10 protein-coding genes are annotated in these 15,569 nt (G+C 66.9%); 6 read left to right on the top strand and 4 right to left on the bottom strand.

What is annotated here, in order from left to right; translation table 11 throughout:
• Window positions 1-88 precede the first annotated feature (88 nt).
• Window positions 89-1,492 carry a M48 family metalloprotease gene (locus tag BRAGE_RS0117015; RefSeq protein ID WP_027557802.1) on the bottom strand — a complete coding sequence of 468 codons (1,404 nt, stop codon included), beginning with the start codon at window positions 1,490-1,492 and terminating at the stop codon, window positions 89-91.
• Window positions 1,493-1,684: 192 nt separating this feature from the next.
• Between BRAGE_RS0117015 and BRAGE_RS0117010 the strand changes: the two genes are divergently transcribed.
• The 3 genes from BRAGE_RS0117010 to BRAGE_RS0117000 all read left to right on the top strand — a co-directional run bounded on the left by BRAGE_RS0117010 (window position 1,685) and on the right by BRAGE_RS0117000 (window position 4,936).
• On the top strand, window positions 1,685-2,872 hold the full coding sequence (locus tag BRAGE_RS0117010) for a pyridoxal phosphate-dependent aminotransferase (RefSeq protein ID WP_028146303.1): 1,188 nt from the start codon (window positions 1,685-1,687) through the stop codon (window positions 2,870-2,872).
• Window positions 2,873-2,959: 87 nt separating this feature from the next.
• Complete coding sequence (locus BRAGE_RS0117005) at window positions 2,960-3,517, top strand: biotin transporter BioY (protein ID WP_027557804.1); 558 nt, start codon at window positions 2,960-2,962, stop codon at window positions 3,515-3,517.
• Between the two features lie 84 nt (window positions 3,518-3,601).
• The gene (locus BRAGE_RS0117000; RefSeq protein WP_027557805.1) at window positions 3,602-4,936 is read left to right on the top strand and encodes a dicarboxylate/amino acid:cation symporter; all 1,335 of its coding nucleotides are present in this window, start codon (window positions 3,602-3,604) and stop codon (window positions 4,934-4,936) included.
• Between the two features lie 28 nt (window positions 4,937-4,964).
• Here the strand turns inward: BRAGE_RS0117000 and BRAGE_RS0116995 are convergent, their stop codons facing one another.
• The gene (locus tag BRAGE_RS0116995) at window positions 4,965-5,849 is read right to left on the bottom strand and encodes an SDR family oxidoreductase (protein ID WP_027557806.1); all 885 of its coding nucleotides are present in this window, start codon (window positions 5,847-5,849) and stop codon (window positions 4,965-4,967) included.
• A 104-nt stretch (window positions 5,850-5,953) separates the two neighbouring features.
• Here BRAGE_RS0116995 and BRAGE_RS0116990 point away from each other — a divergent pair, with 104 nt between their 5' ends.
• Window positions 5,954-6,790, top strand: a complete 837-nt coding sequence (locus tag BRAGE_RS0116990) for a helix-turn-helix transcriptional regulator (RefSeq protein WP_027557807.1) — start codon at window positions 5,954-5,956, stop codon at window positions 6,788-6,790.
• Window positions 6,791-6,846: 56 nt separating this feature from the next.
• Window positions 6,847-8,931, top strand: coding sequence for a tetratricopeptide repeat protein (locus BRAGE_RS0116985; RefSeq protein ID WP_027557808.1), 2,085 nt, complete (start codon window positions 6,847-6,849; stop codon window positions 8,929-8,931).
• Here BRAGE_RS0116985 and BRAGE_RS0116980 read toward each other — a convergent pair.
• Window positions 8,928-10,160, bottom strand: a complete 1,233-nt coding sequence (locus tag BRAGE_RS0116980) for an NAD(P)/FAD-dependent oxidoreductase (protein ID WP_027557809.1) — start codon at window positions 10,158-10,160, stop codon at window positions 8,928-8,930. The two genes, BRAGE_RS0116985 and BRAGE_RS0116980, sit on opposite strands and share 4 nt — an antisense overlap.
• A 66-nt stretch (window positions 10,161-10,226) precedes the next feature.
• On the bottom strand, window positions 10,227-13,337 hold the full coding sequence (locus BRAGE_RS0116975; RefSeq protein ID WP_027557810.1) for an Rne/Rng family ribonuclease: 3,111 nt from the start codon (window positions 13,335-13,337) through the stop codon (window positions 10,227-10,229).
• A 705-nt stretch (window positions 13,338-14,042) separates the two neighbouring features.
• Between BRAGE_RS0116975 and BRAGE_RS0116970 the strand changes: the two genes are divergently transcribed.
• The gene (locus tag BRAGE_RS0116970) at window positions 14,043-15,338 is read left to right on the top strand and encodes an N-acetylmuramoyl-L-alanine amidase (protein ID WP_027557811.1); all 1,296 of its coding nucleotides are present in this window, start codon (window positions 14,043-14,045) and stop codon (window positions 15,336-15,338) included.
• Window positions 15,339-15,569: the final 231 nt, after the last annotated feature.

Here is a 15,569-nt window from a genome sequence, read left to right as displayed (position 1 = left end):
GCAGGTTTCGGAAAACGTCCCGGCGGACTGGTTCTGGTGTCGTGACGTCGTGGGTATCAGGCGTCGTCTTACTTAGTTTGAGTTTGACTTAGTTGCGCGGCGGCTTTGACGCCACGATGTCGTCGGCCTTGACCCATCCGGGCGTGCCGACGGCGAAACGGGTTTTCGCGCGCGTGGCAAGCTCGCGGGCGGTCTTGTTGTCGCCGCGCAGGTAAGCGGCCTGCGCCGAGGCGAGATCGGCCTCGGCATAGTCGCCCTTCCGGCCATAGGCCATCGCGAGCTGGGTGTAGCCGAGCGGCGCCTCGGGCTCCCGTGCCACCGCGGCACGGAGAATCCGAACAGCATCGTCCGTGTAGGCCTTATTATCGGTTCCAACCAGAGCCTGCCCAAGTAACATCTCGATGAGGGGGGCGTTGTTGGAGAGTGCGACAGCCTTGCGCAGGGGCGCGATGGCGTCGGCCGGCTTGCCGCTCTCCAGCAGGGCCTGGCCGCGCACCTCGTAGAAGTACGGGTTGTTGGGCTGGACCTGGATCAGGGCGTCGATCTGGGCCAGCGCGCTGCGCAGGTCGCCGTGCAGATAGGTGCTGATGGCGCGGGCATAGCGCGCCGGCAGGCTGTCATTGGTCTGCGGATAGCGGCGATACACCGTCTCCGGCCGCTCCATGAAGGCGGAGATCTTGGCGCGCACCATGTCGTGGCGGAGCTGGAGCGCCGGATCGTCCTTCTTGTCCCAATAGGGGCTGGAGCTGGCGAACTCCTGGAGCGCAGCGACGCGCTCGGTCGGCATCGGGTGCGACTGGAGGTAGGGATCGGCGCCGCGCGCGGCGAACAGGCTCTCGCTGGTGAAGCGCTTGAAGGTCTCGTACATACCCTTCGGCGACTGCTGCGTCGCGGTCAGGAACTTCACGCCGGCACGGTCGGCGTTCTCCTCCTGCTGGCGCTGGTAGGACAGCAGCGTCCGGCGGATCATCTCCTGGGGGCCGGCGATCGCGGCCGCGCCGGCATTGGCAAGCCCGTTATTGCCGGCGCTGCTGCTGCCGCGAGTGCTGCCCGCGGCGATTGCACCGGCGCCGAGCAGCATCGCGATGATCATCTGGGTCTGGGCGGTGGCGAGCTGCTCACGCAGCTTGGACAGATGGCCGCCGGCCAGATGCCCGGTCTCGTGCGCGAGCACGCCGATGATCTGGTTCGGCGTCTCGGACTGGAGGATCGCGCCGTAATTGACAAAGATGCGGCGGCCATCCGCGACGAACGCGTTGAACGAGGCGTCGTTGAGGATCACCATCTGGATGTTCTGCTTCTCCAGGCCGGCGACGCGCAGGATCGGGCGGGTGTATTCGCGCAGCAGCTGCTCGGTCTCGGTGTCGCGCAGGACCGGCGGCCCCTTGGCCTGCGCATGCGCGGCCGGGACCGGCAACAGCGCGATCGCTGCGGCCGTGACGAGGGCGGTGAGGGCGGAGGCCTTCCTGCGCAATGCGATCTGGAGCAACATCAGGCGGTCTGGGTCAAACGGTCTGGCAAAGCAGTTTGGTGATTGGTTTTTGGCGATTGGCGGCGGACCGGATACGCGATATGCCCTTGTGAGCCGTACCCCTTATGAGCCGTACAATGCGGCCAGTCTGGGGCGCAAGCGCCCCGTTTCCCGGACCGGACGGACCGGCCCGCCAGCGAATAGCAGAAATCGATGCACGACGCGACATTGAGGAACCGGTTGGGGCAGTGGCTCGAGCCCTCCCGCCGCAGCGAGGTTCCCCCCTTCATGGTGATGGACGTGATGGCCGCGGCGGCCCGAATCGAGGCCGCCGGCGGTCATGTCATCCACATGGAGGTCGGCCAGCCCGCGGCCGGCGCGCCGAAGACGGCGATCGCGGCCGCCCATGCGGCGCTCGAGGCGGGACGGATCGACTATACCTCGGCGCTCGGTATCCCCTCGTTGCGCGAGCGCATCGCGCGGCATTACCGCGACGCCCATGGCTGTGACGTCAGCCCTGACAGGATCGTGGTGACGACGGGCTCGTCCGGCGGCTTCATCCTGGCGTTCCTGTCAATGTTCGAGCCGGGCGACCGCGTCGCGGTGACAGTGCCGGGCTATCCGCCATACCGCCACATCCTCACCGCGCTCGGCTGCGAGCCGGTGCTGATCGAGACCACGGACGAGACCCGCCATGCGCTGACCGGCGAAGCGCTGCTCGCCGCCCATCGCAAGGCGCCGCTGAAGGGTGTGCTGGTCGGCAGTCCCGCCAATCCGACGGGCACGATGATGTCCCGCGAGGCGCTCGCAGGGCTGATCGCGGCGGCGGAAGACGCCGGCATCCGTTTCATCTCCGACGAGATCTATCACGGGCTCGACTACGCGTTTCCGGCGGTGACGGCGGCGGCGCTGTCGGAGCACGCACTCGTGATCAACTCGTTCTCGAAGTATTTTTGCATGACCGGATGGCGCGTCGGCTGGATGGTCGTGCCCGAGATCCTGGTGCGTCCGATCGAGCGGCTGCAGCAGAACCTGTCGATCTCGGTGCCGGCGCTGTCGCAGATCGCGGCCGAAGCCGCCTTCGACGGCGCGGCCGAGATGGAGGAGATCAAGCACGGTTATCAGGAAAACCGGCGCATCCTGATCGAGGGATTGCCCAAGGCGGGCCTGCGCAAGTTCCTGCCGGCCGATGGTGCATTTTATCTCTATGCCGACGTCTCGGATTTCACCTCCGACAGTTTCGAGTTTGCGAAGCAAATGCTCGAGCAGGCGAACGTCGCAGCGACGCCAGGGCTCGATTTCGATCCCGTTCACGGCCGCTCGTTCATTCGCTTTTCCTATGCGCGCTCGCCGGACGAGATGCGCGAGGCAGTTGACCGGATCGCTCACTGGCTTAAATAGCCGCCAGTTTTCGCCAGCCTTCCGGAGTTCAACTTGTCTGACCGTTCCGTCCCGTCCACCGCCACGCATTCTCCTCTTGCCGCCTTGATGTGGCCGACCCGGCCGGGCGAAAGCGTCGGCGCACTGCGCGCCGTCGTGCTGATCGCGCTCGGCACCGCCTTGATGGCGCTGTCAGCCAAGGTGAACCTGCCGCTGCCCTACGTGCCCATGACCCTGCAGACGCTGGTGGTGCTGATGATCGGCGCCACCTATGGCTGGCGCCTTGGCAGCGCAACCATGATTGCCTACCTCGCTGAAGGCGCGATGGGACTGCCGGTGTTCGCCGGCCCGGTCGGTGGGATCGCACCACTGGTCGGCCCGACCGCCGGCTATCTGTTCGGCTTCGTCGGCGCCGCCTTCGTCACCGGCTGGCTCGCCGAGCGCGGCTGGGATCGCAGCGTCGTGCTGCTGTTTGCGGCAATGGCGGTCGGTCATATCGTCATACTGGCGGCCGGGTTCGGTTGGCTCGCCTTTGGCCTCGGGCTCGGCGCCGCGAAGGCCTGGCAGGTCGGCCTTGCGCCGTTCATCGCGGCCTCGCTGGTCAAGAACGCGCTTGGCGCGACGCTGATGCCGGCGGCACGCCGGCTCGTCGATCGCCGCGGGTAAAGCGCACCATTCCGAGCAGTTCCAATTGACAGGGCCGGCCAAGTTGATCTTGGCTGGCTCTGATTTTTGAGGGGGAGTGAAACGATGACGACGACAACGATAGCGGCGGCGCCGGCAGCGCCAGCCGCAGCAAAGCCGTGGTACAGAGTTCTCTACGTCCAGGTGCTGATCGCCATCGTGCTCGGCGCCATCGTCGGCTGGTTGTGGCCGTCGCTCGCCACCAATGAGTGGATCAAGGCGATGGGCGACGGCTTCATCAAGCTGATCAAGATGGTGATTGCGCCGATCATCTTCTGCACCGTCGTATCCGGCATTGCGCACATCCAGGACGCCAAGAAGGTCGGCCGCATCGGCGTCAAGGCGCTGGTCTATTTCGAGGTGGTCTCGACCTTCGCGCTGGTGATCGGCCTCATCGTCGGCAATGTCGTCAGGCCGGGCGCGGGCTTCGGCAATGCCGCCGCCAATGCGCAGGCGGTTGCCAGCTACGCCAAGCAGGCCGAGGCGCAGAGGTCGGTCGACTTTGTCCTGCACATCATTCCCGACACCGTGGTCGGCGCCTTCGCGCAGGGCGAGATCCTCCAGGTGCTGCTGTTCTCGGTGCTGTTCGGCTTCGCCATCATGAGCTTGGGGGAGCGCGGCCACACCATCCGCAACTTCATCGACGATGCCGCGCATGCCGTGTTCGGCGTCATCTCCATCGTGATGCGCGCTGCTCCCATCGGCGCGTTCGGCGCGATGGCCTACACCATCGGCAAGTTCGGCACCGGCGCGATCCTCAACCTGGTCGGCCTGATCGCGACGTTCTACCTGACCGCGGCGCTGTTCGTGTTCGTGGTGCTCGGCATCATCGCGCGGCTGGCGGGCTTCTCGATCTTCAAGTTCCTCGCCTATATCAAGGACGAGCTCTTGATCGTGCTCGGCACCTCGTCGTCGGAAAGCGCGCTGCCGTCCTTGATGGAGAAGCTGGAACGGCTCGGCTGCTCGAAGTCGGTGGTGGGTCTGGTGGTGCCCACGGGCTATTCGTTCAACCTCGACGGCACCAACATCTACATGACGCTGGCGACGCTCTTCATCGCGCAGGCGCTCGGCTTCGATCTCTCCTTCGGCCAGCAGCTCACCATCCTGGTGGTGGCGATGCTGACCTCGAAGGGTGCCTCCGGCATCACCGGTGCGGGCTTCATCACGCTGGCGGCGACGCTGGCCGTGGTCGATCCGCGCCTCGTGCCGGGCATGGCGATCGTGCTCGGCATCGACAAGTTCATGAGCGAATGCCGCGCGCTGACCAATCTGTGCGGCAACGGCGTCGCCTGCGTGATCGTCGCCTGGTGGGAGGGCGAGCTCGACCGCGACAAGCTCAACGCGCGGCTGAACCAGCAGATCGATCCGACCGACATGGAAACGGCCATCACGACGGACTGATGCGGATTTGACAGCGCGAGCCGCGCTGTCAAACCTTGAAGTAATAGGGCTGGTCGAGATCCTCGATCAGCCCTTTTTCTTTCGGCTCCCAGCCGAGCGCGGCGCGGGTCTTCGCGCTGGAGGTCGGAACGTCGACGGCCGCAAATCGCGCGAACCAGCCGAAATGGGCCTCCGCTTCATCCGGCGTCTTCGCAACCACGGGCACGCCGAGCCTTTTGCCGATCACCTCTGCAATCGCCTTGAACGGCACGCCTTCCTCGGCGATGGCGTGATAGCGGCGGTTAGATGCGCCTTGCTCCAGCGCGAGGCGGTAGACGCGTGCGGCATCGAAGCGGTGCGCGGCCGGCCAGCGGTTGCTGCCATCGCCGAGGTATGCGGCGGCTCCTTTCTCGCGCGCGATCGCGATCAGGCGCGGCACAAAGCCGTGGTCGCCTTCGCCATGGGTGGTGGGCGGCAGCCGCACGATGCCGGCACGGACGCCTTGCTGCATCAGGTCTTCGGCGGTGGCCTCCGACACGCGCGGGAAGTGGCGCGCCGCCGCATCGTCCTCGGTCGCAAGGCGTCCGGGCGCGAGCAGCGCCACGCCCGAGGTGACGATGAGCGGACGGTTCGAGCCCTTCAGCCCCTCGCCGAGCGCGAGGATGGCGCGGCGGTCGAGTTCGCAATTCTCAGTGAATTTCGAGAAGTCGTGGTTGAAGGCGAGGTGAAGCACGCCGTCGGAAGCAGCCGCGCCGCTGCGCAAGGAGGCGTGGTCCTCCAGCGAGCCGCGATGGACCTCCGCGCCCATCGCGGCGACGGCGGCCGCGCCTGCATCGGTCCGGGCAAGACCGGTGACACGGTGGCCGGCGGCGATCAGGTCACGAACGACGGCGGAGCCGACAAAGCCGGTGGCGCCGGTGACGAAAACACGCATGAGGTATCTCCAGGGATCGATCGAGGGCGTTGGTGGAGACGACCATCTGCGCTAGGATTATCCGGGTAAAGTAGTGACCTTATCAGGGTATAATAGCTAACAGGATGAGCGAGACCGCCACCGCTGAAAACCTGCTCGGCGCCTACCTCAAGGACCGCCGCACCCGGCTCGATGCCACAGCGTTCGGCTTTTCCGGCAGCCGCAGGCGCACGCCCGGGCTGCGCCGCGAGGAAGTGGCGCAGCGCGCCAATATCAGCCCGACCTGGTACACCTGGCTGGAGCAGGGCCGGGGCGGGGCGCCGTCGGCCGACGTGCTCGACCGCATCGCCCGCGCCTTGATGCTGACGGATGTCGAGCGCGAGCATCTGTTCCTGATCGGGCTCGGCCGGCCGCCCGAGGTGCGTTACCAGGCCACCGAAGGCGTCTCGCCACGGTTACAGCACGTGCTCGACGCGCTCGAATTCAGCCCGGCCTTGGTGCGGACCGCAACCTGGGACGTCGTCGCCTGGAATCGCGCCGCAAGCGTCGTGCTGACGGACTATGGCGCGATCCCGCCGGGCCAGCGCAACATCCTGCGCTTCATCTTCTGCGATCCGCGCGTGCGCGCCGCACAGTATGATTGGGACAGCGTCGCGCGCTTCGTGGTGGCAGCGTTCAGGGCGGATGCCGCGCGCGCGGGCGCGGTCTCGCATGTCGCCGATTTTGTCGACGAGCTCTGCCACGCCAGCCCGGAATTCGCGGCGTTGTGGCGCGACAACGACGTGCGCCACCACGGCGACGGCACCAAGCGGCTGCGACATCCCCTTCACGGCATGATGTCGTTCGAATATTCGAGCTTCAACGTCGAGGGCCGCTCCGATCTCAGCATGATCGTCTACAACCCGGCGACGGCCGAGGACGCCGAACGGATCAAAAAGCTGCTCACCGCGCGCGCCGACTGACGGATTTTGCGACCTCGCGCGTTTAACCCGCATCTGGCTTCCAAGGGGCGGGTGGCATCGTGGGCAAGGCGGTCGATCGGATTGTGTTGCAGGCGGCGGAGCATTTTTCGGCGGGACGGCCGGATCACGCTGAGGCGCTCTGTGCGGAGGCGCTGAGGATCGCGCCCGATCATTTGCCGGCGCTGCATCTTGCGGCGGTGGCTGCGTTCGTCACCGATCGCGCGGCCGACGGTGCCGCGCTGCTCGGCCGTGTCTTCAACATCGATCCGGACCATGCGCCGGCGCTCGTCACGCTCGGCGATGCGCTTGCGGTGAAGGGCGAGCAGGAGGGCGCGGTGGCGGCGTTCCGCCGTGCGCTGGTGCGGCGGCCGGACGATGCCGGCCTGCACAACAAGATCGGCGTGGCGCTGGGCGAGCTTTCGCGTTTCGGCGAGGCCGAAGCCGCCTATCGCCGCGCGCTGGCGCTCGATGCCCATCTCACGCGCGCCTGCTTCAATCTCGCCATCGTGCTCGCGGAGCAGGGGCGATTGATGGAAGCGGAGGAAGCCTATCGCGCGGTCATCGCGCGGGAGCCTTCCTATCACGGCGTCTGGCTCAATCTCGGCAATCTCCTTGCGGATCAGATGAGGCTCAGCGAGGCAGGGGCCGCCTATCGCCGCGCCCTCGACGCCGATCCGGATGATCCCGGTCTGCTGTGCAGTCTCGGCGCCGTGCTCTACCGGCAAGGATTGCTCGAAGCCGCCATTGCCGCGTACCACCGCGCCATCGCCTGCGCGCCGGACAATGCTCCGGCGCTGCGCCTGCTCGGCCTCGTGCTGCACGAGGCCGGTCACCTCGTGGAGGCCGCCGAGATCTACCGGCGCTCCCTTGCGCTCGACGCGTCTGATCATGTGATCGCAAGCAATCTCGGCGCCTGTCTCTCCGAGCTCGGCCTGCTCGACGAGGCGATTGCTTCCTGCGAGCACGCGCTGCTGCTCAAGCCCGACTACGCGGCGGCCTGGACCAATCTCGGCATCATCTTCGAGAAGCAGGAGCGCGCAGGCGATGCGGTCGCCGCGCATCGCTGCGCGGTCGTCGCCGACCCCGGCTATGCCAAGGGCCACGCCAATCTCGCGGTCGCGCTGCGCAATGCCGGCGACATCGACGAGGCGCTCGCGGTCTCGCATCGCGCGATCGCGCTCGATCCGGAGCAGCCGCTCGCGCAGTACAACCATGCGCATTTCCTGCTGATGAACGGCGATTTCGTGAATGGCTTCGAAGCCTATCGCTGGCGGCGCAAATGCAAGACACTGTCGGACGGCGACCCAACCTTCAGCGAGCCGGAGTGGCAGGGGGAGCCGCTGGACGGCCGTACGTTGCTTCTCTTCGCCGAATATGGGCTCGGCGATGCCCTGCATTTCGTGCGTTATCTGCCGATGGTGACGGCGATGGGCGCCAAAATCATTCTCCAGGTTCAGCCTGCGCTCGCCGGGTTGCTGCGGCAGCTCCCTGACGTCACCGTGATCGCGCGCGGCGAAGCGCTGCCGCATTTCGACCTGCAACTGCCGCTGATGAGCCTGCCGCGGATATTCGGCACCACGCTCGGCACCATTCCGGCCGACGTGCCGTATCTGCATCCCGATCCCGCAAGACTGTCGCGCTGGCGCGCGGCGCTCGCGGATGTGACGGCGCTGAAGGTCGGCGTGGTCTGGGCCGGCAATGCCAGGCACAAGGGTGACAAGCAGCGCTCGCTGCCGGCCGAAGCCGTGCTGCCGCGTCTCGTGATGCAGGGCGTTCAGCTCTACTCCCTGCAAAAGGAGCCGCGCCCCGAGGACGGCGAGGTGCTCGCGGCGCTCGGCAAGGACGTCATCGACCTTGCACCTGCGCTCGGCGATTTCGCCGACACCGCCGCGGCGGTCGCGGCGCTCGATCTCGTCATCGCCGTCGATACATCGGTTGCGCATCTCGCCGGCGCGCTTGGCCGGCCGGTGTGGATGCTGACGCCATACGCGCTCGACTGGCGCTGGCTGCGCGATCGCGAGGACAGTCCGTGGTATCCGACCATGCGGCTGTTTCGGCAGCGCAGCCCCCGCGAATGGGATGACCCGCTGATGCGGATTTCGGCCGCGCTCGCGGTGCTCGCCGCGAACGCGGAGGGCTAGAACCGCTCCGGCCGGTACGGTGCCGGGTCGATCGCCGGCGTCTCGCCGCTCATGATCTCGGCGAGCAAGCGCCCGGTCGCGGGCCCCAGCGTAAAGCCCTGGTGGCCGTGGCCAAAGTTCATCCAGAGGCCGGGATGGCGCGGGGCCTGCCCGAGCACCGGCAGCATGTCGGGCGTGCAGGGCCGCGTGCCGAACCACGGATCCGGCTCGACGCGCTGGCCGAGATCGATCAGCTCGCGCGCAGAGGCCTCGGCGCTGGCGAGCTGCACCGGCGTTGCGAGCGCATCCATGCCGGTCAACTCCGCGCCGGTGGTGATGCGGATGCCCTTGGCCATCGGGCCCATCGCGTAGCCGTTGCCCTTGTCGACGAGAGGCAAATCGAGCGACGCGCCGCCGGCATAGTGCATGTGGTAGCCGCGCTTGCGCACCAGCGGAATGCGGTAGCCGAATTTGGTGAGCAGATCGGGCGACCATGGTCCGAGCGTCACGACGGCGTGGGGGGCGTCGATGCGTCCCTTGTCGGTGTTGACCGACCAGCCGGTCGCGGTCTGCTGCAGGCTCTGGGCGTCCCCGAGCACAATGCTGCCGCCGAGGCGCTCGAGCAGCTCGGCATAGGCGGTGACCAGCGCGCCGGGATCGGACACTGTCCAGGTGTCGAGCCAGTGGATTGCGCCGGGGAGATCGTCGCGCAAGATCGGCTCGGCCTTGGCGAGCTCGGCCCCGGAGAGCGCGCGAAACCTCACGCCAAACTCCCGCTCGTCGTCCTCCGCGGCCTTGACGGCCTGATCGAACGAGGCTGGGTCGCGATGCAGATGCCGGTATCCGGCGCGGCGGATCAGATTGTCCGCATGCGCCTCGCGAATGAGGATGTCGTGCTCGCTTGTCGCGTAGGCGATCAGCCGCGCCCAGGCGTCGATCGCCTCGCGATGCCGCTTCGGCGCCGAATGCCACCAGTAGCGGAGCAGGGGCTCGATATGGAGATGAAGCGAGGACAGGCTGTAGTGCACGTCATTGGTGCGGCCGGTCGCGATCTTGAGCAGCGAGGCAAGGTCGCGCGGCATCGGATAGGGGCGCACCGCTTCGGCCTGGATCATCCCGGCATTGCCGTAGCTGGTCTCGCGGCCCGGCTCCCTGCGGTCGACGAGCGTGACGGCCCAGCCGCGCTGCCGCAGGTGCAGCGCGGCGCTGACTCCAATCATGCCGCCGCCGAGAACGATCGCACTTTGCATCGACACTGACCTCGCCAAATCAAAAACCGCCCGGTTTGGCCGGGCGGTTTCATCTGGATGTTGCTGTTACTCGCCGCCGCCGAAGCGCCGTGACCACCATCCGGCGCGACGCGGCGCGGCTGGGATTTCGCTTGCTGCTTCCGGTGCGGGCTCGGGGGCCGGCACGGGCGGAGCAATCGGTTCGCTCGCCTGCGCAACCGGTGTCGCGGGCTCGCTCGGGCTGCTCGACAGGAAGCTCACCTTTTCCCGGACCGTGGAGCGGCGTCGCGCGGCCTTGTCGTCGGCGGGCTCTTCGGCCTCTGCGCTGGGAGCGGGCTCCGGCTGGGCCGGCGCCTCGGTCGGCACCTCAGCACGCACCTCAGGCAGAGCAGCTTGCGGCTCGGCGAAGAGCTCGGCCTGCGCGATCGGGGGCGCGGCTTCGTTGCCGATGCTGTCGAAATCGGCGACCGCGTCGCTCGCTTCCGGCGGCGCATTGGCCGCGAGCTCGTCGCCGATGGAGCCGGCGAGACCATCCTCGCCACCGCCACGCCGACGGCGTCCGCCGCGGCGACCGCGCCGGCGCCGGCGCTCGCCGCTACCCTGCTGCTCGCCACGGGCGGCCTGCTCCTCGCCTTCCTCGCCATCCTGCTCGGATTCGGCATCGTCCTCGCCTTCGCCGGCAGCCACCGCCGCCTCGGGAAGGGTGGTCGGGCTGTCCTCGCGCAGCTCGCCTTCGCGCTGGCCACCGCGGCCGCGCCGGCGACGGCGGCGCTTGCGGCGCTGGCCGTCCTGCTCGGGGCCGGCCTCGCCGGCCGCCTGTTCTTCAGCGAGACCTTCGGTCTCCTCGGTCTCGACCTCGGATTCCAGCTCCGGATCGAATTCCTCGTCGTCATAGGCCTCTTCAGCCAGCGGCGGCGGGCTTGCGGCGGCCTGCGCTGCCAGCAGCGCCTTGGCGGCTTCGAGCGTATGCACCTGCTCGCCGCGGTCGATCAGATAGGCCTGCGGGCCGCTGACGCTGGGGTCGGCGATGACCGACAGCGTGACCTTGAAGCTGTTCTCGAGGTCGCGCAGATGGCCGCGCTTGTGGTTCAGCACGTAGAGCGCGACGTCGGTGCGGGTGCGGACCACGAGATTGTGGGTCGCGCCCTTCATCAGGATCTCTTCGAGGCCGCGCAGCAGCTGGAGCGCCACCGAGGACACCGAGCGGACGTGGCCGGTGCCGCCGCAATGCGGGCACGGATCGGTCGAGGATTCCAACACGCTGGCGCGGATGCGCTGGCGCGACATCTCGAGCAGGCCGAAATGCGAGATGCGGCCGACCTGGATGCGGGCGCGATCCTGCCTCAGGCAATCGGACAGCTTGCGCTCGACCGCACGGTTGTTGCGCTTCTCGTCCATGTCGATGAAGTCGATGACGATCAGGCCGGCGAGGTCGCGCAGGCGGAGCTGGCGGGCGACCTCTTCGGCCGCCTCCAGATTGGTCTTGAGCGCGGTGTCCTCGATATGGTGCTCGCGGGTCGATCGCCCCGAGTTGACGTCGATCGAGACCAGCGCCTCGGTCTGGTTGATCACGACATAGCCGCCGGAGCGAAGCTGCACGGTCGGCGAGAACATCGCGTCGAGCTGGCTTTCGACGCCCATGCGCGAGAACAGCGGCTGGCCGTCGCGATACTGCTTCACCGCGCTGACATTGGCGGGCATCAGCATCTTCATGAAGTCGCGCGCTTCGCGGTAGCCGGATTCGCCGGCGACCTGAATCTCGTCGATCTCCTTGTTGTAGAGGTCGCGCAGCGAGCGCTTGATCAGCGAGCCTTCCTCGTAGACGAGGGTCGGGGCCTGCGACTTCAGCGTCAGGTCGCGCACCGTCTCCCACATCCGGATCAGGTATTCGAAGTCGCGCTTGATCTCCGGCTTGGTGCGGGAGGCGCCGGCGGTGCGCAGGATGATACCCATGCCCTCGGGCACGTCGAGATCCTGCACCACTTCCTTCAGGCGCGAGCGGTCCTGGGCGCTGGTGATCTTGCGGCTGATGCCGCCGCCGCGCGCGGTGTTGGGCATCAGCACGGCATAGCGGCCGGCGAGCGAGAGATAGGTCGTGAGCGCCGCACCCTTGTTGCCGCGCTCTTCCTTGACCACCTGCACCAGCATCACCTGGCGGCGCTTGATGACTTCCTGGATCTTGTACTGGCGGCGCGGGCGGAAAGTGCGCTCCGGCACTTCCTCCAGCACGTCGTCACCGCCGACGGATTCGACGACTTCCTCTTCGGCTTCCTCGCCGTCCTCGTCCTCGTCGTCTTCACCGGCCGCGTCCGCGGCCTCGGCATGGGGCGCCTCGGCGACATCGCCGGCGGCATAGACCGCATCAGCCGGCTCGGCGGCGGCCGTCACGGCTTCAGCCAGAGCCTCGGCATGTGCTTCGGAGGTGTGGGCTTCGAAGGTCTGGGCTTCCTGCGGCTCGGGAGCGGTTTCGGTCGCGACCACGGGCTCGGCGCCGATCGCTGCGACAGGCGCGGGCGTCTCGGCGGCATGATCATGATCGTGCTCGTCGTCATGATGATGATCGTCATGATCGTGCGCGTGATCGTCATCATGGGCATGATGGTGGTCGTCGTGGCCATGCGCTTCATGGTCATGATCGTGGTGATCATGATCGCCATGGTCGTGGTCGTGATGCTCGTGGCCGTCGTGATGCTCCGCATCGGCGAGCAGGTGCTCGCCCTCGTGCGATGCGCCCTCGGCGTGCAGGGCTTCGCCCTCGACCGGCTGGGCCGCGGGATCGGCGCCGGCCTCGAGACCTTCGACGATGTCGCTGCGGACGCGCTCGCCTTGACCGCGGCGGCGGGCATTGCGGTGGCGCGAGCGGCGGCGGCCGTGGGAGCGGTTCTCGCTCTCTTCCTCGGCCTCGCGATGGGCCTGCTCCTCGGCCTCGATCAGCGCCTGCCGGTCGGCGACCGGGATCTGATAGTAGTCGGGATGGATTTCGCTGAAGGCGAGGAAGCCGTGGCGGTTGCCGCCATATTCGACGAAGGCGGCCTGGAGCGAGGGTTCGACCCTTGTGACCTTGGCGAGGTAGATATTCCCGCGCAGTTGCTTGCGTTGCGCGGTCTCGAAATCAAACTCTTCGACGCGATTGCCGCGGACCACGACGACCCGGGTCTCTTCCGGGTGAGTGGCATCGATCAACATCTTGTTGGGCATGTCTTAACTCTTGGCGGCGGCGGGCGCGCTCGACCGTGGGCGCGAATTGCGCTGCCGGGTGACGCGACGGTCCACCTGATTCGGGGGTGAGGGGAAGGCCGAAACGCCGTCTCTCGCGCCTTGCCGAACCGGAAGCTTCAGAACCGAAGCGGCGCGCGGGATTGTCACTCCGCAGCGTCGCGAATGGTCCTTCAGAATTCGTCGGCACAGTCTGGCGCATCAAGCGTCGGCCCGTATGAAGCATTGGGCGGCGAGGCCGCCCCTCAATCAGTTGCTGCTGGCCAGGCATGGCGCGAGCGCGCTCGCCTTGGGGATTACGAACCGCTCCCTTGGGATTAAGGGACCGGGTAAATGGTCACGCCGCTGTCAGAACCGTCCCGGACACGCTAAGGTAACCAGGGACCGTCCGCCACCGGGGCTTTGCCCCGCTCCACCTCGCTGCCGCGCACCGCGCTGGCCTTAGAGGGGAACGGAAAACGCTGGAATTCCCAAATCTTGGGAGCTCCGGCGCTGCACCGGGAGGCTGAATGCGACACAACCGGAAATATCGGCCGTCAGCATTCCGTACATACGTGGAATGGGCCAACCGTGCAAGGGAGCGTCGCACGGCGGTCACAGTCGGCGAGTTTCGCATTTCTGTCATTAGGGATCGATTAACCCTGTGGTTCTATTGCGTTAAAAGGGCTGCTCGGAGGCACGGAATCGGTGGCGAGCCGCACAAATCAAAGGGTTTTACTGGGTGGCGCGCTGCTGTGCACTGCACTATTGGCGGGCGCTGATTCCTGGCGCCTGAGCGCGGCGGAAAGCCAGCCGCAAGCCGCTGTATCAGCGGCGAATTTTCCAATCGCCTCGGCCGCGCGCCTCGCCGGCGATGCCAAGCAGACCCGCTTCGTCCTCGACCTCGACCAGACCGTCACCTTCCGCACCGTGACCCTGGCCGACCCCTATCGGGTGGTGGTCGACGTGCCCCAGCTCAATTTTCAGCTGCCCGCCGGCACCGGAATTGGGGGGCGGGGGCTGGTCAAGGCGTTCCGTTACGGCCTCGTCATGCCCGGCGGCTCGCGAATCGTGTTCGACCTGACGGGACCCGCCAAGATCGCCAATTCCTACGTGCTGGAGGCGGCCAATGGCCAGCCGGCGCGGCTCGTGCTCGAGCTGGAGGAAGTCGATCGCACCGCGTTCGTGCCGACGATTCCTCCGGAGAACCGCCCGGAGCTGCGGCCCGCGATCGCCGATGCGCCGCCGGCCACGGTTCCGGCCGCGCCGGCGCCGGAAGCGGCGCAGCAGAAGGCTGATGGCCGCCCGGTGGTCGTGATCGATCCGGGCCATGGCGGCATCGACAACGGCACCCAGTCGAGCGGCGAGAGCGAGAAGAATCTGGTGCTGGCCTTCGGCCTGGCCCTCCGCGACAGGCTCGAAAAGGCCGGCAAATACCGGGTGGTGATGACGCGGGACGACGACACCTTCATCCCGCTCAATGACCGGACCAAGATCGCCCGTAACCTCAAGGCGGCCTTGTTCGTCTCGATTCACGCCGACGCGCTGCCCAAGGCCGAGGGCGATGCGCAGGGCGCCACGATCTACACGCTGTCCGACAAGGCCTCCGACGCCGAGGCGCAGCGGTTGGCGGACGCGGAAAACCGGGCGGACGCCATCGCGGGGTTCAATCTGGCGGAGGAGCCGACCGACGTCGCCGACATCCTGATCGACCTCACCCAGCGCGAAACGCGTACGTTTTCAAACCGTTTCGCCCGGCTATTGATGGCTGAAATGAAGGCGAGCGTGCGGATGCACAAGCATCCCCTGAAATCGGCCGGCTTCCGGGTCCTGAAGGCACCCGACGTCCCGTCGGTCCTGGTCGAGATCGGCTACGTCTCGAACAAAGGCGACCTCGGGCACCTGGTATCGGAGGGCTGGCGGTCCAAGGCCGTGGGCTCGATGGCACAGGCCATTGACGGGTTCCTGGCCAAGCGACTGGCCACGGCAGGTCCTTCGAATTGAAAGGGTTTTTTCGTCCCGCCGCAAAGGCCCTAGTTTGGCCACAGCGGACGCTTTATAAAAATGCCGCAGGGGGTTCCGGAATCGGAGAGAATCCCGCTCGGCAAGCGTCTCTAGGCCTGGTCTTGATGTGATTGCGTAGGCCGGTGAATTCGCGACGTGAGGTTGGCACCAGTTTTGGGTGCCAAGGGGCTGATACTGGGCTGATCCAGAGTTTGAACGGATAAACACATA

It is taken from the genome of Bradyrhizobium genosp. SA-4 str. CB756, from assembly GCF_000473125.1.
In the GTDB taxonomy this organism is placed as follows: domain Bacteria; phylum Pseudomonadota; class Alphaproteobacteria; order Rhizobiales; family Xanthobacteraceae; genus Bradyrhizobium; species Bradyrhizobium arachidis.
This window is presented reverse-complemented; position numbering and strand designations above follow the sequence as displayed.

Coding starts and splice junctions, on each gene's coding strand:
- BRAGE_RS0117015 (WP_027557802.1), bottom strand. CDS start 1,492: ATGTTGCTCCAGATCGCATTGCGCAGGAAGGCCTCCGCCCTCACCGCC.
- BRAGE_RS0117010 (WP_028146303.1), top strand. CDS start 1,685: ATGCACGACGCGACATTGAGGAACCGGTTGGGGCAGTGGCTCGAGCCC.
- BRAGE_RS0117005 (WP_027557804.1), top strand. CDS start 2,960: ATGTGGCCGACCCGGCCGGGCGAAAGCGTCGGCGCACTGCGCGCCGTC.
- BRAGE_RS0117000 (WP_027557805.1), top strand. CDS start 3,602: ATGACGACGACAACGATAGCGGCGGCGCCGGCAGCGCCAGCCGCAGCA.
- BRAGE_RS0116995 (WP_027557806.1), bottom strand. CDS start 5,849: ATGCGTGTTTTCGTCACCGGCGCCACCGGCTTTGTCGGCTCCGCCGTC.
- BRAGE_RS0116990 (WP_027557807.1), top strand. CDS start 5,954: ATGAGCGAGACCGCCACCGCTGAAAACCTGCTCGGCGCCTACCTCAAG.
- BRAGE_RS0116980 (WP_027557809.1), bottom strand. CDS start 10,160: ATGCAAAGTGCGATCGTTCTCGGCGGCGGCATGATTGGAGTCAGCGCC.
- BRAGE_RS0116975 (WP_027557810.1), bottom strand. CDS start 13,337: ATGCCCAACAAGATGTTGATCGATGCCACTCACCCGGAAGAGACCCGG.